14 protein-coding genes and 6 pseudogenes are annotated in these 18366 nt (G+C 56.7%); 5 read left to right on the top strand and 15 right to left on the bottom strand.

The window, feature by feature from the left end:
- Positions 1–1572: hypothetical protein (locus tag IM708_RS17735; RefSeq protein WP_209427908.1), on the bottom strand; the 1572-nt coding region annotated here is incomplete at its 3' end.
- 775 nt (positions 1573–2347) lie between these two features.
- On the opposite strand from IM708_RS17735, the pseudogene IM708_RS17730 reads away from it, so the two are divergent.
- Positions 2348–2897 (top strand): annotated as a pseudogene (locus tag IM708_RS17730) (IS5 family transposase); the annotation flags it as partial.
- 769 nt (positions 2898–3666) lie between these two features.
- On the opposite strand, the pseudogene IM708_RS17725 reads toward IM708_RS17730, so the two are convergent.
- The 3 genes and pseudogenes from IM708_RS17725 to IM708_RS17715 all read right to left on the bottom strand — a co-directional run.
- Positions 3667–4179: pseudogene (locus IM708_RS17725) on the bottom strand (IS110 family transposase); the annotation flags it as partial.
- 78 nt (positions 4180–4257) lie between these two features.
- Complete coding sequence (locus tag IM708_RS17720; RefSeq protein ID WP_209427907.1) at positions 4258–4935, bottom strand: hypothetical protein; 678 nt, start codon at positions 4933–4935, stop codon at positions 4258–4260.
- 147 nt (positions 4936–5082) lie between these two features.
- Positions 5083–5262 carry a hypothetical protein gene (locus tag IM708_RS17715; RefSeq protein ID WP_209427906.1) on the bottom strand — a complete coding sequence of 60 codons (180 nt, stop codon included), beginning with the start codon at positions 5260–5262 and terminating at the stop codon, positions 5083–5085.
- A 468-nt stretch (positions 5263–5730) separates the two neighbouring features.
- On the opposite strand from IM708_RS17715, the gene IM708_RS17710 reads away from it, so the two are divergent.
- Positions 5731–6300, top strand: a complete 570-nt coding sequence (locus tag IM708_RS17710) for a DUF882 domain-containing protein (RefSeq protein ID WP_209427905.1) — start codon at positions 5731–5733, stop codon at positions 6298–6300.
- Between the two features lie 207 nt (positions 6301–6507).
- On the opposite strand, the pseudogene IM708_RS17705 reads toward IM708_RS17710, so the two are convergent.
- From IM708_RS17705 to gspG, 7 genes and pseudogenes are all read right to left on the bottom strand, one after another.
- A pseudogene (locus IM708_RS17705) lies at positions 6508–6642 on the bottom strand (IS110 family transposase); the annotation flags it as partial.
- Positions 6643–6904: 262 nt separating this feature from the next.
- Positions 6905–7156: pseudogene (locus tag IM708_RS21410) on the bottom strand (IS481 family transposase); the annotation flags it as partial.
- 183 nt (positions 7157–7339) lie between these two features.
- Positions 7340–7828 carry a type II secretion system protein GspM gene (gspM, locus tag IM708_RS17700; protein WP_209427904.1) on the bottom strand — a complete coding sequence of 163 codons (489 nt, stop codon included), beginning with the start codon at positions 7826–7828 and terminating at the stop codon, positions 7340–7342.
- Positions 7829–7835: 7 nt separating this feature from the next.
- A complete protein-coding gene (gspL, locus tag IM708_RS17695) occupies positions 7836–9074 on the bottom strand; it encodes a type II secretion system protein GspL (protein WP_209427903.1) in 1239 nt (412 codons plus the stop codon).
- Positions 9071–9445 (bottom strand): hypothetical protein, encoded by a 375-nt coding sequence (locus IM708_RS17690; RefSeq protein ID WP_209427902.1) that lies wholly within the window; start codon positions 9443–9445, stop codon positions 9071–9073. Before IM708_RS17690 ends, gspL begins: the two co-directional genes overlap by 4 nt.
- On the bottom strand, positions 9430–9918 hold the full coding sequence (locus tag IM708_RS17685; protein ID WP_209427901.1) for a prepilin-type N-terminal cleavage/methylation domain-containing protein: 489 nt from the start codon (positions 9916–9918) through the stop codon (positions 9430–9432). The genes IM708_RS17690 and IM708_RS17685 overlap by 16 nt, the downstream gene beginning before the upstream one ends.
- Positions 9911–10369, bottom strand: a complete 459-nt coding sequence (gene gspG / locus IM708_RS17680) for a type II secretion system major pseudopilin GspG (protein WP_209427900.1) — start codon at positions 10367–10369, stop codon at positions 9911–9913. Before gspG ends, IM708_RS17685 begins: the two co-directional genes overlap by 8 nt.
- A gap of 96 nt (positions 10370–10465) precedes the next feature.
- Between gspG and IM708_RS17675 the strand changes: the two genes are divergently transcribed.
- The gene (locus IM708_RS17675; protein ID WP_209427899.1) at positions 10466–11236 is read left to right on the top strand and encodes an A24 family peptidase; all 771 of its coding nucleotides are present in this window, start codon (positions 10466–10468) and stop codon (positions 11234–11236) included.
- A 131-nt stretch (positions 11237–11367) separates the two neighbouring features.
- Here the strand turns inward: IM708_RS17675 and IM708_RS17670 are convergent, their stop codons facing one another.
- The 3 genes from IM708_RS17670 to IM708_RS17660 are packed head-to-tail and all read right to left on the bottom strand — an operon-like array spanning position 11368 to position 16089.
- Complete coding sequence (locus tag IM708_RS17670) at positions 11368–12591, bottom strand: type II secretion system F family protein (protein ID WP_348524995.1); 1224 nt, start codon at positions 12589–12591, stop codon at positions 11368–11370.
- On the bottom strand, positions 12588–14036 hold the full coding sequence (locus IM708_RS17665; RefSeq protein ID WP_209427898.1) for a GspE/PulE family protein: 1449 nt from the start codon (positions 14034–14036) through the stop codon (positions 12588–12590). The genes IM708_RS17670 and IM708_RS17665 overlap by 4 nt, the downstream gene beginning before the upstream one ends.
- 10 nt (positions 14037–14046) lie before the next feature.
- Complete coding sequence (locus IM708_RS17660) at positions 14047–16089, bottom strand: secretin N-terminal domain-containing protein (protein ID WP_209427897.1); 2043 nt, start codon at positions 16087–16089, stop codon at positions 14047–14049.
- 912 nt (positions 16090–17001) lie between these two features.
- Between IM708_RS17660 and IM708_RS17655 the strand changes: the two genes are divergently transcribed.
- Positions 17002–17238: a transposase gene (locus IM708_RS17655; RefSeq protein ID WP_348524996.1), complete on the top strand. Its 237-nt coding sequence runs from the start codon at positions 17002–17004 to the stop codon at positions 17236–17238.
- Positions 17219–17716: pseudogene (locus tag IM708_RS17650) on the top strand (transposase); the annotation flags it as partial. The gene IM708_RS17655 and the pseudogene IM708_RS17650, both read left to right, overlap by 20 nt.
- A gap of 15 nt (positions 17717–17731) precedes the next feature.
- Here IM708_RS17650 and IM708_RS17645 read toward each other — a convergent pair.
- Positions 17732–18366: pseudogene (locus tag IM708_RS17645) on the bottom strand (IS5 family transposase); the annotation flags it as partial.

The raw sequence follows: 18366 nt of genomic DNA, 5'->3' as shown, positions 1-18366 counted from the left end.
GAGGAAAGGCTGAACGCCAGCTTCTGTCCAGGTGACGGGCAGGTCTACGGCGGGGCCACCCATTGGGGGACGAAAGGCACCTTCCGGGGGCACTTCGGCAACAACGGTCAGCGCGACCAGCATTTCCTGCCCGCCGCGACCGTGTTCGTGCGCCACCGCGCGGGAAATAGCCTTCACCAAGCTCATGGGGCGGTCAAGAGACACGGGACCACGCGGCGTGGACATGGCATGCGTCGGGTCCGATACCGCGTTACCATCCATGACAAACGCCGGATCCATGTTCAGCGCAGGTGACCAATCGGCTTGGAAGATGGAGGGACCGGAGGGGATGCTGATCGGTGCCCGCACGCCGCGATGGATGCGGTTCGTACTTGCTTGAGCCGCATAGCTGTCGAAGCCCTGCTTGTCGGCGTCCGAGGGGTCGATCTGCAGGCCATGGACATAGCGGCCGATCAGATTGCGGCCGGCATAGGTGAAGGCGTGTGTGTCGTCAGTGTTTTCGACCCGGCGGCAGGCCGGATTGGTCGCGGTCAGCTTGAGGCCTGGCTGCATCACCACGAACCAGTCGCCGGTGCAGTATCGGCCGACCTGCGCGGGTTCGTTGAAGAAGAAGGTCACGCCGTCCTTTTCGACGCTCGTGCGCAGTTCGGTCGCCGCCGGCGTGTAGTCGGGCTCGGTCCCGGTATCTTCGCGCTCGAGCGTGATCTGGAAGCTGCTCGCAGCGCTGCCGCCAGAGTTGTGCGCAGTCACGGTGATCGTCCCGGAGGTCCAGCCGCGGTCCGTGTCGATCGAGACGCGGCCGGTCGTGGCGTCGATTGTCACGCCTTCGGGACCGTTAACGCTGAACCATAGTCTCTCACCCTCAAAATAAGGCGCTGTTTCAATTTCCTGATCTCCGCTATACATATCGAAAATCAGATCCTGAATTTGCGCCACAACCCGCGGCGGGTTGTCCACGGCCTGCACAATCACCCGGAACGTCTGCGATACAGAACCGAAGTTGTTCGCGACCGACACCGTCACGCCGCTGTCACTCGCCTGCGACCCCGTTGAATAGATTAGCCTACCGGTATTGGCGTTGATCGAGGCGAGGGACGAACCAGAGACGCCGTAATTAAGCTCCTCCCCCTCGAAGTAGGACGCCGTCTCGACAACCTGGTCGCCGCTAGCCGCTTCAAAAACCTGGTCCGGAATTTCCGCCACGGCGCGCGGCGGCTCGCCCACCGCCTCAACAACTACACGGAACGTTTGAGAAACCGAACCAAAGTTGTTCGCGACTGACACCGTCACGCCGCTATCGCTCGCCTGCAATCCGGTTGAGTAGGTCAGCCTACCGGTAGTGGTATTGATCGAGACGCGGGACGACCCAGAGACGCTGTATTGTAGCTCTTCCCCGTCGAAATAGAATGCCGTTTCGACAACTTGGTCGCCGCTACCTGTCTCGAAAACTTGGTCCGGGATTTGCGTCACGAGGCGCGGCGGCTCGCCCACCGCCTCAACAGCCACACGGAACGTCTGAGACACCGAACCATGGTTATTCGCGACCAACACCGTCACGCTACTGTCGCTCACCTGCGACCCAGTTGAGTAGGTCAACCTACCGGTAGTGGCGTTGATCGAGGCGCGAGACGAGCCAGAGACGCTGTAGCGTAACTCCTCCCCCTCGAAGTAGGGTGCCGTCTCGAGAACATGGTCGCGGCTACCTGTCTCGAAAACTTGGTCCGATATTTGCGCGACGACGCGCGGTGGCTCACCCACCGCCTCGACAACCACCCGGAACGTCTGCGATGCTGTACCGTTTGCATTCCTCGCAGTGACCGTGACTTCAGCGCTCCGCCACGCCATGTCAGTCGGGATTACAAGTTGACCAGTAAGTGGTCCGACTACAACACCCTCAGGACCCAAAACACTAAACTGTAATCCTACTCCCTGAAAGAATTGTGCGGTGTCGATGAACCGATCACCACTATCGGCCTCGAAGTTCTGGTCAGGGACTTCTGATGCCGCCTGCGGAGCGCCTGCTATCGGAGCGCGCCGTAGGTTCAAGATTTGGAGCGGTGAAAGCATTTTCGTGATCCTTGCCGGGCTAGGGCACCTTCCGAGGTTGTGGTGTGGTCGGCAATACAAGTACTTTCATTCAAGGCCCACGCTGGACTGCGGGTTTGAGAAAGAATTGTCCTTGAACGTCAACTCATGATTGGAGCCTCTCAATAGTACTTTGACTTTCGGTGAAGTGGTGGGGCTGCAGACCCAGTCATTTCCGGTATTGGTTAATGTTTTGCGAATCCACGGCGAACTCTGTCGAGCTGCGCTTGTGGTGAGGCTTTGCGGTCGCGGCGTTGACCCGCTCAAGAGCGGGGAGGTGCCCGAGGACTGGGCGGACAAGCCTGCCAAGCGGTCACAGAAGGACGTTGATGCCCGCTGGACCAAGAAACATGGCAAGAGCCATTACGGCTACAAGAACCACGTGAACGTGGACCGCGCACACAAGCTGGTGCGCCGCTACCATGTCAGCGATGCCGCCCTTCATGACAGCCAGGTGGTGGACCACCTGCTGTCGCGGGACAATACCGGCGCGGGTATCTGGGCAGACCCGGCCTATCGGTCCGAGGAGATGGAAGCCAAGCTGCGTGCCCTGAAACTGAAAAGCCACATCCATCGCAAGGGCAAGCGCGGCAAGCCGCTGACCGAGCAGGCCAAGAGCAGCAACCGGACGAAATCCTCGGTGCGTGCGCGGATCGAACATGTCTTCGGCGCGCAGACCAAACGACATGGGAGGCACGCGGGTGCGCACAATCGGCATGGTGCGGGCGAAGGCGAAGATCGGCATGAAGAACCTCGCCTACAACATGCGCCGCCTCGGCCAGTTGCGCCGCCTGAACCCGTGCCCGACGTGACCGCGGCGCTCGGAAATCAGGCCGCAAGGCACGAAATGCTGCGCGAGACAGGCGGCGTACCGAAGACCCAATAACGCGCAAGGACGCCGACTGGGGGCATCGTGCGCGTCTCAAACCGGTGAGTCCGCTCCGCACGATCGGGAAAGGACAAAAATCGAGGTGCCCCTAAGTAAGGTTGACAAATCAGGCATACCCGTCTTGCTTTCTTCTTAGATGATGACCATGAATAATCAGCACGACAGGAAGACAGGATGCTGGCAACGACCCCTTCAGCGAAAAGTAAGCTAAGGCATGGGTCTATTCCGAAGTCAGTCCGCTTAGCATCATCATTCCTTACGATCGAAACTCCGAAATTTCTTTGGAACCACCTCCCACGGAGTGATGGACAAACCGTCGTGTGTACGCACTGGCGCTTTCTTGAGCACAGTGTTCTCGAGGCGGTTCGCCCTGATATTATCCTGGCGCCGCTCACTCAACCGAATTGGGATCTAATGGATCTCGGAAGCTTCTTGCAGAGAAATAAATATAGTGGGCTGCTATGTGCGGTAACACAGCCCTTGCCCAGTGTTGAAATGATTGCCAAGGAGTTTGCTATTCAGTTCCCTCTCTTAACGATTGATATTCTTGAGATCAGTCCGCCAGAAGTCCTGCTGGATTGTGATGCGCGGCGTAGACCCTGAAGGTTCAAATCCCGTATCGCAATAATGGCTGCCGGAAAACTCTGCCTCTGGGCGGTCCAGCGTCGAAGAGCGGAGCATGTCACACGCCGGCTCTGGTTTTGGATTGAGTAGCGTCCTAGTTTTCTAGCCAGTTTGCCTGCGCCTTGCGGCACGATCTGCCCGAACTCACCCAGATGGCCGCGCAGGGCGTTGATCGCCTGCGTCCGCTGACGGATCAGAAGTTCCCGTATCCGGTAGACCATCGCCGCGCCCTGGGTCTCTTGGCTCTTCACGGGCACGAAGCGCATGGTCGGACGCAGCGCGGCCTCGCAGATCGCCTCGGCATCGGCCGCATCGTTCTTCTGACGTTTCACGAAAGGCTTGACGTATACGGGAGGGATGAGCCTCACCTCATGGCTCAGCTTCGTGATCTCGCGGCCCCAGAAATGCGCGCCGCCACAGGCTTCCATGGCGACGACACACAGTGGCAGGCGTCCGAAGAAATCCAGGACTTGGTCCCGCCTCAGCTTCTTGCGCAGCACCGCCCGCCCGGAACCGTCAGACCCATGCACCTGAAACACATTCTTAGCCAGGTCGAGCCCGACCGTGATAATCTCCGAAATGACCGCTCCCCTTTGTGGATCGTTGCAGACCCACCTTGGCACACAGAGGCCGTCGGGCGGCGGTCACATCATCAGAGCCTATTCTGTGCTGAAGAAGCGACGAGGCGCCGCTTGGTGTCGACGGGAATGCGCCGTTTGAAGCGCGCGACTCGATGATGAATCCTTTAAAACATCAGTCACTGCGAGAGCGGGAGCCGATCTTTCAATAATGACACTGTCATCTCGGCCTACATCAGAAGAACTTTCCTCAAGTGCCGTAAACTCCGCCTCGAGGAATGCGATTAAGATACTACCACCAGCGCTCTCAATCAGAACACCATCTTGGTGTATTTCTAGCAACTTACGACCATCTAACAGCTCCCCACCGGTCCGTACGATTTCAGTTCCATTGCCTCCTTCAAGAATAGCAATGTCATGGTCTTCTCCAACGACAATTCCACGTAGCCTATAGTTTAACTCAAGTCTGACGGTTTCCGCTTCTTCTACTGGCTCGCTTAATGAAATAGTGATGTCTTCCATCTGAGGCGAGCCGAAAACAGGAGCCCATTCAGCGACTACCCTCGGTCGAGAGGAGGGAACGCGGGTTTCGGGATCCACAACCGCGATCTGGATCATCATTTCCGGTTCTGGAAGAGAAGTAAAGACCGCACGAGCCAACTGGTTGACACCAATCGCTGCGACGATTCCTCCGATCAGGAGGAGTGGAAAGCGCACTAGAGTTGCCCACGAATCTTGAGAAGCAAGGAGCGTTTTCAAGCTAGAAGCCTACGGTAGCTGTTTCGGTCAGAATTGCAGTTGCATGTGAAGCGTCAGAACATGCCGCGAATCAGTTTGACTCAGGACGCTTAGAAAATCTTGGTTAGAGATGAATAACTGCTTAACTGGCTTAGTCTTATCCCGATTTCACCAGATACACAGTTGCTTGCGCTTTGAGCTGCGATGAACTCGCGGGACCGGGCTGCCGAGCGCGAACAGTGTTAAGAGCTGTGTGCGGTTGCTTGCAAGGCCGCGGTAGCGGGGTTTGACATAGCCGAACTTGCGCTTGAGGAAGCGGCAAGGTTGCTCGACCTTGGCGCGCACCATGGAGATGATGCGCTTGCTTTGCGCGTTTCGCATAAATGAAGACGCCGCCAAGCCCACCAACTGCGCGTCGACCTCGCATCAAAAGAGGGAGTTTTTTGCGTGGATCAGAGTAGCGACCATCAAAACCATCCCGACCTACGGGCGCGCCACGAGATCCTCGTTAGCATCGCCGGCATCTCACAGGTCACTGCCGCCGCGAGAGTCGGTCTGATAACAGCGCGAGCAAAACCCAACTTAACAATTTGTCAAGAGGATTCCGCCTATTCTCAGAACAGGATACCGATTTGCGCAATTTCTGAGATAGATCTTCGGTACGCTCCTGGGTCGACGGCATCTGTGGCGAAAGAAGGTACATCTAAAATGAACTCCTCAAGAATATTCAACGAAGCCACTAGGACAAAAAGGGGGAGTAGATGATCCAAACCAGAGAGCAGTAGCGAATATGACCGGGATGGGACAGGATTAATCATGGACTGGAATGCCTCAACCGGCTTGCCCCGTCGCGTGCTTTTGCGAGTTTTTGCCGCAACTGCGCTGACCGCCGCTCCGACTTTCGCCAACGCGTTTTCCTTGCTACGCGGCGCGGGCGAATTCCGTCGCCTGCGCGTGTATTCAGGACGCACTGGCGAGGTTTTGAACGCTGTATATTGGGCGGATGGCGAGTACATCGCAGACGTTCTTAACGAGATCAACCACTTCTTCCGCGACTGGCACAATAACGAGGTGCACCGAATTGACGCGCGTACACTCGACATCATGGCCGCCGCGCACAAGCTCCTCGATACCGAAGAGCCGTTCCAACTCCTTTCGGGCTATCGATCGCCTCAGATCAACGGCACGCAGAATTTTAACAGACGCGGGGGTGCGTCGAACCCCCGTCACACGATCGGCCAAGCCGCCGATGTCAGGATGCGCTCACGCAATGTGGCGCAGGTGGCGCTTGCGGCCGGGGCTTGCCATATGGGCGGTGTCGGACGCTACTCGAAGTCGAATTTCACCCATATCGACTGCGGTCCGATCCGGGTCTGGGACGCCTAGGTGTTTGATCCCAAATTTTTTAAATGGCTATACTTTCGAGACACTGGAAGGAAGCACTTTGGGCCCGTTCGTCAATCGAGCGCCAAAACCAGGCAGCCCGCCCGAACTACCTTACAGCGATCGCACGCTTCGCCCGCTCAGCTGAACTTGTGATCCGCCCCACTGAAGTGGTCCGCCCTTATGTATGGCTTTGCGCCCGATGAGGACCGCGCCGATCTTCAACATGTGCAGGATGACCTGCGCATCCTTCGGATCGTTCCTGTCCCATCTGTTGTGCAGTGCCTCGAGCGTGCTGGCGAGCGTGACCGAGGAGACCAGCTTCAGTTCGAAACCGGCGAGGCCGTCGCATCGCGCGTCGATTGGGGATGTCAGCGAAGGCGGTGAGGAAGATGTCCATGGCGGCAGCGGATTCCAGAGGATGAATTCGCCATCCTGAATCCATCCCGATCGCCGCCATAAGGGCCGCAGCTCAAGCCGTCAGCGCCAAACGCGATTCCCCTGGCTATCCATCTACATCCCTCCGACCTGCGTGTTCGCGAAATGTCCTCACAAGGTTAGACGACGTTCAACACGCAAGGGAGACACTGCCGTTTTATTTTCGGCAATTCAATGACTTCAGTGTGTGGCGCCGGAACGCGACGATTGCCGCTTCCTCGGCTTCGGTCAAAACCGTCGAGCGCGGTTCCGTCGGCCCGGTCTTCATATCCTCGACCGTCGCCCGCTTCCGCCACTTTGCCACAGTCTTGGGGTTGATGCCCAATTCATTGCTCAGCTGCGCGAGAGAAGCTCGCGATCTCTGTATTGCAGTTCTGACGGCGTGCGTGGTCGTGGCGCTCCCGTGACGAACTTGTCCCATAGTGCTTCCTTCCATTCTTTCGAGAGAAGCGCACCATCAAACCGTGGGATAAAACACCTAGTCAAAACCCGTACGGACGCTCCATCTTGTTCAAAAGTCGGAGCCTTCGCGACAACTCGATGTGGTTCAGAATATCGATTAGCGACGCTGCGCGGCAGATTACAGCGGGGAATCAGTAACGACTCACTCAATGGCTTGCTTCAGTTGCATCTCGGCTTCTACTTTCCCTGAGTGTTCCCCTTTCGTTAATTGAAGCCGTGAAACCGTGTAGCCAGCATCCAGCTCGATACGGTTCAGCCACGACATGAGGTGAACAAAATCAACCTCATTGAAGCGCAGGTCAATAGAGTCTTCTGCAGCGTTGCCAAGTTCCGTGACAGACTCCCACAATCCTGAAACGAGCAAGCTTGTCTCGATTCCACTCAGGCCCACGCCTCCAGTTTTCAATTCAGTAGAATCTTTGACTCTCTGCGAAAGTCGCGCATGCTCAACACGCATTTGCTCCAGCCAAGCGCGTTCAGCTTGTACTTCGGCGAGGTCGCGATATGCAGCTTCCCGCCGCTCCGCAACTGGAAGTATGATACCCAATAGAAAAAAGGTGGACAGCATGAACCCGCCAAGACAGATTAAGAGAAGGCGCGCACGGATGCTCTGTCGCGAAATGAGTTCCACTATCCACTCACTCGCTGACGATGTTCGCTGCAATGAAAAGCGATCCCCACACGTGTCCTCCCGGTTCAGTCGTCGAGCGCAAAATACTCAATTCGCCCTCCATCTCGCGGAGTCGCGCAGTTATCCTATCAAGTGTGATGAAATCGGGCGTCAAAAGATTGAGGGAGATGCCCTCCCCCTCAATCAGGACAGCCGAGACTATCTCAAGATCGTCATAGCCAGCCAGCACATGGCTAATCTCTCGGAATTTTTCCAGAATTTCATTGCCTTTGTAGGGGAGTGTAGTCTGCCGCCGAAGCCGCTCAATCTCACGTTCCACCTGAATACGTACGTCGATGATAGACCCTGAAAGTTGAAAGTCCCGGCGAACTACCACCATTATTTCTTCGTTGATCGAATCCGCCGTTGCACGATAACGCTGTACGTCAAATTCGATTGATGCCGCCCACGCGAGCGCGCCAAGCGCGAATAGCGACAGCGGCCAGCGAAGCCTGCGGACCCGCTTTGCAAAGACCGTTCGACCATGATGCACGGGATGCTTACGTAGATCGAGTACTTCTTCACCCAACTGAAGAACACCTGCGGGCGCCTTGTCTTTGGGAAGAGCCTGCGAGGACTGCACGAGTGGCAACCCGTCTAGTGCGGTTTCAACTGTCGGCGCAACGGGGCCGATGCAAAGCACAGCTTCAGGGGCCGGTAGTGTCGCCCTCGCCCGAGTAAGCGCGAAAATTGCAAGCTCGGTTTCCGCAGAAAATCCGTCAGCTGCACCAAAGCGAACCTGCACCACCGCTCGACCCATTTCCGACGACACAGTGATCGTCCAGAGCCCCGGAGCGAACGGCAGCGAGAGGTAATCTGGTAGAATAGCCCGGCAACGCGCACTTGCCGACCCGAGGCGTCGCTGCCACTCCGTGATAAAATCTTCATTCGCCACGAGAGTTGAGGTCCACCCATCCACCGCGCCGGGAAGTGCCAATGGGTACACACGCAAGGACCCTGGCTTAGCGCTCAGACGGTCGTAAACTTGCCGGATCGCCACCTCTTCTCTCGCCCTGCCTCTGAGTGTGGAGGGAAGGGAGACGGTCAATGCAATGACGTCCATCCCAGGCGCCAAAGCGATAAAACTGTCCGCGGCAGGCGGCGGGTCGGACGAGTCGACATGCCAGAATCGGAGTGCAGGTGCGACCGTTTCGCTGCTCACCTCGCGAGTCACCGATAGAAATGAAGCGGCCATGGTTGACGTCATGGCGCACCTTCCTCGGCAACGAAGGCTACAAGCCGCGCTCCAGGCAAGTTCTGCCCTGTCACTACGATAGTGGCTTCGACCAGACCGATCTCCGTCTCGTTTTCGAGAACCACTACCTGCCACTGCAAGCGACCCATTTCAACAAGGGAAGGTAACGCCCGCCCCCGAAGTATGCCATCTAGCTTGAGTTCGGCAACGCGGTTCAGCGCAACCTGCTGAGCCAGCAGGCGTGCCTCCTGTTGCCCGACACCACGTTGCACTGTATCGCTGACACGGAAGGCCGCCAAGGCGCCTAGCGAAAGGATCAGGATAGCGAGGACAAGCTCTATCAGCGAAATTCCAAGTTCCCCGTGGCTCATCTTATCTGGCATTGAAATGCCTCCCAGCCATCGGTTTCACACTGGATCACCCCTTCTGGCGCTTGGAAAACTACCTCGAATGGCGTTACCCGTCCGTCTTCCAAGAAAAGGATTAAAGGCGCCCAGTTCTCTTGGGCAGGATCCTGCAGCCGCCGAACAAGCTTCCCATCGACGCGCCAAACGAGTTCTCTGCGACTGGTCGCAGCACGAACGCCCTGCCATTCGCCATTCTCCAGTTGTAGGATTTCCCAGCCATCCGGGTTCGGCGCCAAGGCGTGCAGGCGCCTGCCCAAAAGCGCTTGGTCGCGCGCTAAGGAAACGGCGCCTTCTAACGCGCGGGCTGATCGCCGAACTCCATCCACACGACTGCGCTCCATGACGCCTCCGACGCCGGCACCAAGAACCAAGCCAAGCGACAGAACCGAAATAATAGTGGTGACAACCAGTAGCTCAATTAAGGAAAAACCGGCGCGGTAATCAGTCAACCTGCCAGTTCCCAATGTCCGCATTAGTGCCAGTCCCTCCGGGTCTACCATCAGATCCATAGCTGAAAAGATCGAATGAACCACGCACGCCTGGGGAGAGATACTGGTACTCGTTCCCCCAAGGATCACGCGGGACGCGATCGAGATAGCCACCCGATGCCCAGTTTGCTGGCACAGGTTGACTTGTCGGCCGTTGCGAAAGTGCCCGTAGCCCTTGTTCCGTCGTCGGGTAGACGGCGTTATCGAGACGATAGAGATTCAGTCCCGCGGAGAGTGCGGCAATATCTGAACGTGCCCGTGCCACCCTTGCCTGATCCGGCCGATCAATAACTCGCGGAACGATAACCACGGCAAGAATTGACAGAATCACCACGGCAACCATTAGTTCGATAAGGCTGAACCCTCGGTCGGCACTCCTTACCTTCGTCGTGTTTGGACTTTTGAATGGCATAGCATACTCTCGTAGGCACGATACAAAGGCCAGAGTCGGCCAAATTCAGCGCAAGTGAAGATAAATGCGAGTTACTAAGCCTTGGTGAATCTTTCCTTGAACGAACTCCTCCCCATACTGCTGATCCTTGCCGGACCAGCCGTCGGATCCTTTGCTGCGCTTCTAGGGGACCGCCTTCCTCGAAACGAACCGGTTCTTATCGCAAGATCGCGCTGCCGCTCCTGCGGTACAAAGATTTCTGGTCTTCAAATGATTCCGCTTGTGTCGTACGCGGTCCTGCGGGGCCGTTGCTCCTTCTGCGGAGCTCATATCCCGGCGGATCTGTGGCATGCCGAGATTCTCGGTCTACTTCTCGGCATGGCCGCAGTCTTCGCGAGCGACGGCGTGCCCGAAGCAGTGCTTGGCGCGGCACTGCTTTGGTGCTTGCTCGCTCTGACATTGGCTGATCTAAAGCATTTTCGCCTACCGGATCAGTTGACCGGAGCGCTCCTTATTATTGCTCTCGTTTTGGCAGTCATTCGCATTGACGGCCAAATGCTTCACCGGCAGTTCGGGCTAGCCATCATTGGAGCGGCACTGGGCTTCGGGTTCTTCGGGCTCCTTCGACTGGCCTATCGATGGTTCACGGGGCGAGAGGGGCTGGGCTTTGGGGACGTCAAGCTCATGGCAGGAATAGGAGCCGCGGTCGGTCCAATGGCGATCCCTTACGTAACGCTCGTGGCAGGCTTTTCCGCGCTGTTCCTCGCCCTACTACGAAACTGGCGAACCGGACGGAAGGTTCGGCGCACCGCTCGCGTTCCGTTTGGCGCAGCCCTGTCGGTATCAGCGGCTCTGGTTTGGCTTGCCCTCGAGGGCGGCTACCTCTAGCCCCGCCACTCATTGACCCCAGGCAGATCTGAAAGTGCGAATTACTCTCTACGTTATCCACCCCTTCCGAATTTCCAGCAATTCTATGACTTCAGCGCCTCAAGCGAAACAATAGTTCTTGTCCGGTGAGGTCAGCTAGAGACCATTGTCTGCATGTCGAAAATTGGCAGGAGTATGGCCAGTACAATGATCAGAACCACGCCGCCAACGGCAATCATTGACGCCGGCTCAAGCACCGTAATTAGCCGTTTTCTTTCCGTTCGTAGCCAAGTCTCCGCAAGTACTGCAGCCCGATCGCTCATTGCACCGAGTCTAGCGGAGTCTTCTCCGGCCTGAATAAGTTGCCGTGAAACTGGCTGTAGAAAACTCAAAAGCAGGAGTGCACTGGAAAGTTTTTCCCCACGTCGCAAGGCATCAGCTGCATCGAATGCTTCTTGCCGAAATGAATGTATTGACAATACCTCAGCAGAATACCTTAAGGCCTCGATAATCGGCAACCGACTGTTGATAACCAAAGCCAATGTGCGAAGGTATTGAACCGACGCAGCCATACGCATTAAGCGTCCAATAAGCGGCAACCGCAGTACGATATCGTCACGCCAATTCCTCAACCTCTTTTGCCGGCTCAATGCTATGACCGAGCCTAAAATAGCAGTCACTCCCAAAATCAACCAATAGAATTGGGTTCTAACGAATTCCGTAACACCCAGCACCCAGAGCGTGAGTGCGGGCAACTGTTGTCCGGCCGAATCGAACATCGCAGCAATCTCAGGCGTAACTGTCACCACAAGGATCACACAGACGAGGATGGCAACGACCGATACGAAAGCCGGGTAGATTAGCGCTGAGATGATCGCGGTTCGATCACTGACTGAATTCTCTAGATGCTCGGCAAGTGTCTGGAATACTGGATCCAGCTTACCGGAAGACTCTCCGGCTTGGAGAGCTGCGGTATACCAAGGTGGCAAGACCGCGCCCGCGTGCTTTAGCGCCTGCGAAAGTGGTTCGCCCTCGATAACCCCAGCACAAGCCTTCGTGGCGAGAGCCTCTATTGTAGAGCTGCCTGCTCCCGCTTGAATCGCATGCAGCGCGGAATCTGCCGTCAGCCCTGTGTTGAGAAGAACGGCCATCTGTCTCGTAAAGACAGAAAGCATATCGTTATCAACGTACGTACTGCGGCGCCAGAACCCAAACAGATTCGAAGATATCGCCCCGGACTCCCTTAGGACAATTTCGCTGGGCAGGAGACCTTTCGCGGAAATTTTCTCTGATGCGCGCCCCTCGTTTTCTGCGAGTATGACGCCTTGGCGCCTTTTTCCGTTAGCTGTATACGCTCTATAGGTATAGGACTTCACGCGATGTCACCTATTACCTGGCGCACTTCCTCCAGAGTGGTCTCACCAATAGCAGCTCGAACAAGTCCAGCTGCAAATAAGGTGGAAAACCGTCGTCCGGACACCTCGCGCAACTTAATAAAGGAAGCGTTATCATCAATCGCATGAAGCAAACGATCGTCAATCTCAAGGATATCGAAGATTCCTACACGCCCACAATATCCTTCGCCATCACAGAACTCACAACCCTCAGCCGCGAATAACCGTTCGGGAGCTTCCAGAGCGTGGCTCTTAAAATAAGAAGCCTCGAACGCGCTAATCGGCACCTCTCGTCGACATGCACTGCACAGACGGCGGACAAGTCTTTGTGCGATGACCCCGCGTAGGGTTGTTGAGAGCAAATGATTACTCACACCAAGTTCGCGCAGCCTGACCACCGACGCAAGTGCATTATTCGCATGCAAAGACGAAAACACCAGCTTCCCGATAAGAGCGATTTCGCAAGCAATATGAGCTGTTTCGATGTCGCGGATCTCTCCAACTAGGAGGACATTCGGATCCTGTCTCAGCATGGACCGCATGCCCTTTGCAAAGCTGAACCCAATTTCCGGGTTCACCTGAATCTGTGACACTCCTGGCAAATCGTATTCGACTGGGTCTTCAATCGTTAGGATTGTTCTCTCTGCCTGTCTCACGAGATTCAGGAGCGAATAAAGCGTAGTTGTTTTCCCGCTTCCAGTCGGACCTGTCGCCAAAACCATGCCATGTGGGGAGCCAGCCAGTCTGCTAAGGATTTCCGCGTCGGCTGGCATTAAGCCTAGTTGATCAAGACTTACGAGGCCACTTCGCCGATCAAGGAACCGCATAACGATGCGTTCTCCATGAAGGCCAGGTAACGTGGATAATCTGACATCGATTGCTCGCCCGCCCAGTCGGAGAGCAATGCGTCCATCTTGTGGGAGACGAGTTTCGACAATGTCTAGCCCTGCCATGACCTTCAGACGGGAAACGACACGACGCGCGGGAACATCCTTCCGGTCAAAAATCGGTCGCATAATTCCGTCAATGCGCATCCGGACCCAAAGGCCGTCCTCATGGGGTTCGAGATGGAGATCGGAAGCCGCGCTGCGAACAGCTTGGCGCAGTAACTGGTTCACCAGCCGGATGACAGGGGCATCCGCGACATCTTCAAGAAGGTCACGTAAATGATCCAGCCCCTCAACCTCTTCAATGTTGAAAACAACTTCCGTTTCTTCGCTCTGGTCGGTAGCCTGATCGTAAATGCGTACGAGGGACTGAAGGAACTGGGCTTCTGTTACAGTCTCAAGGCTGAGGGGACGCCCAGCGACACGTCGGGCCTCGCGGAGTCCGTCTAGGGTCGCTTCGGGTCCCGCGAGTATCCGTTCGCCGTCGAGTGCAACCTGATTGTCGCGAGCGAATGTGAAGATTAGTGGAGGTACTGCCATCGACGCCTGATCAGTTCCCGATGCCGATCGGGATCCTCGGCGGCAGGGCTGGGAACAGCCGATCGCGTACGACATGATCAACGACCAGCCTGTCGAAAGGCTGATTAAGGTCGACGCCGTCAAAAGGAAAACCAGCACGACGAACTTGGGGATATAGGGTGTCATTGCGGGGAGAGATCTGACGGCTCAGTGTTTCGGTTTGACGTGCAATCTCTTGCGTGATCCGAGCGGCGTCACGGTCATTATGGATGATGCGAGAACGCAGCATTATTAGTAGAACCCTCTGTCCGTCCTGAACGTTCCGCCCACGAAAAAGAGCGCCAAGTAACGGAAGATTGCTCAGCCCTGGCACACGTGCGTTGGTGGTGCGCGTACTGTCCTCAATCAACCCACCCAAAATAATCACTTGCCCGTCGCCGATTAAGGCATTGGTACTAAGTCGTCGGCGGGCCGTTATCTCACCTCCGGCAGCCGCCGCCGAGCCGGTTAGGTTGGACACCTCCTGCTGGATCGCCATCCGAACGGTTCTGTCGTCTGTGATCTGGGGACGAACAGTGAGGGTGAGGCCCACATCCTGCCGCTCGATCGTCTGGAACGGTCGCTCTGGCACTGCGCTATCGCCAACGGTCGCAAAACTCCCCGTCACGAATGGAACGTTCTGTGCAACGACAATCTCGGCTTCCTGATTGTTAAGTGTTAGAACCGCCGGCGTCGAGAGAAGACGTGTACTTCGTTCTCGCGCGATGGCGGTCACGAGCGCCGCAAAATTGCGTGAATTGCGCGCGGCGAAAATCCCGCCAGTTCCCGGGCTGGCGATATTGCCGGACAAGGCACCGCTCACTAGCGTGATGAGTGAAGTGCGCCCGTCGAGATCGAACGACGTTCCGCCAAGTATCGCTTCGTTCAGGATGCCACCAAATTGCACCGAAAGATCGGAGAAGTTTTCTGCGGAAATCTCGAATATTACGGCCTCAATCAAAACCTGCGCTGGTCGCACATCAAGAGACCGCACAGCGAGCAAGAGGTCGTTGACCCGGTCACTGGGAGCCGTGATGAGGATGGCATTGCTCTGTGGCTCCGCAACGACACTGATAAACCCCATGCCCTGCGCATCAGACAACCCAGCAGACTCGCGCACGACCTCGGCCAATTCACGAGCATCGGCATAGTTCAGTCGAACGACGCGTGACACCGAGCGCTGCTGAGGAACGTCGAGTTGACTAATCACATTGCGAACACGCAACCTAAAATCGGGAGGGCCACTCACGACAACGCTGTTGCCGCGAAAGTCTGCCGAAATCGAGGCACCCGAGGGGACCTGAATTGCAGACTCCAAGATAGGTAGCATTCCTTCAGCGTCACCGTGATTAAGACGTATGGCTTCTACGGCGCGATCGCTGGCTAAATTTAACCTGTTTATCAGGGATTCAACTCTAAGAATGTTTTCCTGTCGGTCAGAAAGTACCACCAATCCCGCAGATGGTATCGGTGTTAGCACGGCTTCTGGTGGTATCAGCGGTGATACGACTTCAAGAATTTCGCTGATATCTGCGGACGATACTGGAATCACCCGCGTTTCAAATGCACCACCACGCCCTCGAGCAAGGCGACTGGGGGACATTCCGCGCGCAGATTGCGCCGGCACGATACGATCGATTCCATCACCCTCAATGATTGTCAGCCGATTGATTTCGAGGATGTTGAGGAAGACCTCGTAAAGCGCGTCCTGGGATACGGGAGCAGGCGCAAAAACTGTAACCGTTCCGGTAACTCCGGGATCAAGCACAAAATTACGTTGTGTTCGCTCGGAAACAAGTTGCACGAAAGCCTGAAGCTCAACCTCTCGCAAGTCCAGCCGAACCTGCGCCTGCAACAACTTCGGTGGTAGCGAAACCAGGAAGACTATAATGAACAGTAGAAGAGTTCGAGCCATAAGCACCATTCCGAAGCTAAGAGCAAACTGAAAGCCAGAACTGCTGTTTCTAGAGATTACGTCGTTGAAGCGCGGCTCAACTCGTCGCGGTTGCCCGAAAACTGTCGATTTCTCGAACATAGAGGGTAGACAGATCCTGTCCGCGAATCGTACTGCCGGTCATGCATCTTCCGAGTGCTCCGCCTCATTGCCAGTTTGTCATAGTTGTCGCGTTGTCTTGCACTGAACTGCACACCTTTGAAGGCGCTGAAAGAAATCCACCTCTCTGCACAGGCCTACCGGTCCCGGTCCGCAACATTCCCGAACTCGCTGCGCCGCTTGAGACGTCGCGGCTCAAGTTCAGGCTGACCAGGGACAGGACGAGGGGCAAAAGCGGATCCTATACACAACCATAGCGTTACTGGACAATACATACACTTGTGCTTAAGTTGCAATAACCAAACTTTGAGCGGATGCCGACACATGACGACTAAGCGACTTGTTACGCATGTAGTGCTAGCAGTGGTGGCATTCGCCCATAGCTCGTGCGAGAAAGCAGGCTCAGTTGCCGGCGGAGGACCAGCCAGTGATTATTCCGTGGCTCGCCAAGCTCTTGAGACTGGCAACTACGATCTAGCGATCCGACGTTACGAAGGCATGCTCGCCGGAATCCACCCGAATGCGGCGGCTCGGCTGCAGTTGGAGTATGCTCATAGCCTCTTACGCGCCGACCGCTTCTCGGAAGCCATCCAGGCTACTGAGACCCTTGTGGCTCGACCCAATGATTCGATTCGGGGGTCAGCATTGGCAGTACGCGGAACCGCTCGCCACGAATTGGCCCGCCAATTGTTGAGGCAAGGGGAGCAAGGCGCACGAATCCGGCAACTGCTCGAAGGCGCGCGCGACGATCTCGACGTTTTTCTCGGCCAATACAATTCTTTAGATAGTGGCGGGAGCATGCGCGCTCGAAGTCAACTTATACTTTCAGACCTAGGGCAAGTAATCTGACGCTATCGACATCTAGCGTGACAGGCGTGACCTAGGTTGGAGACGGTGCTGCGGGTGGATTTCCTTCGGAACTGGTGCGCGTGGAGCGATTCGATGGCGGAGGAGACGCTATGCGAAAGCGAGGCGATGCGGCGATTTATCGTTATCGAACTCGGTGACGACTGCATCACCGACGACCCCACGATCCTGAACTTTCGCCACCTGCTGGAGCAGAACGGCCTGACCGAGGCGATCTTCGCGAACTTCAAAGCAGATCACCGGCATGATCGACATGCGCCATGAGCTTGTGAAGCTCGCGGCGCTGATTGACTGGGAGTTCTTCGAGCGGGAGTGGGCCGGGTTTTTCTCCTCGGACAAGGGCCGGCCGGCAACGCCGTCGCGGCTGGTGGCGGGGCTGCTCTATCTGCAACATGCCTTCAGGCTGTCCGACGACGCTGTGGTCGCGCGCTGGGTCGAGAACCCCTACTACCAGCATTTCACCGGCGAGACATTCTTCCAGCACCGTCCGCCCATCGACCCGGCCTCGCTCACCCGCTGGCGCAATCGGATCGGTGAAGAGCGCGTCGAGTGGATGCTCACCAAGACGATCGAGGCCGGCAAGGCCCGGGTCCGCTACGAGTTCGGCACCAAGGTCAGCCTCGCCACAACCCTCACCGAGGGGTTCGTGGTCGGCATGCGCACCCTGCCGGGCAATCCCTACGACGGCCACACGCTCGCCGAGGCGCTGGAGCAGGTCGAGATCCTGACCGACCGCCGCCCCAGCCTCGCCGTGGTCGGCATCGCTGACATGGTAGCGGCGCACCAGCTTGCGTGCGCGGTCCACGGCCACGTGGTTCTTATAGCCGTAATGGCTCATGCCATGTTTCTTGGTCCAGCGGGCATCAACGTCCTTCTGTGACCGCTTGGCGGGCTTGTCCGCCCAGTCCTCGGGCACCTCCCCGCTCTTGATCGCCTTGTTTTCCTCACGCGTATTGTGGTTGCGCGGCACCGGCACGATGGATGCATCGAGGATCTGTCCTCCCCGCGCGATGTAGCCCTGCCGTGCCAGATAGTCGTCGAACTGCTTGAACAACGCCTCCACCCTCCACCATGCCCGCCTGAGCCAGCGCCTCGCGATAAAGCCAGACCGTCTTGGCATCCGGCACACGATCCTCGAGCCCAAGCCCCAGAAAGCGCATGAACGACAGCCGGTCGCGCACCTGATACTCGATCTGGTCGTCTGACAGGTTGTAAAGCGCGCTCAGCACCAGCGTCTTGAACATCAGAACGGCGTCCATGGGCTTGCGCCCGGCCCGTGACTTGCGCTCCGCATCGGGCTTACGCCAGACCCGCTCAAGCGCCGGGCGAAACTCCTCCCACGGCACAACGGCGTCGATCTCGACCAAAGGGTCTCTCTTGGCGTCCAGGCTC

The organism is Pararhodobacter sp. SW119 (genome assembly GCF_017811755.1).
Lineage (GTDB): Bacteria > Pseudomonadota > Alphaproteobacteria > Rhodobacterales > Rhodobacteraceae > Pararhodobacter.
This window is presented reverse-complemented; position numbering and strand designations above follow the sequence as displayed.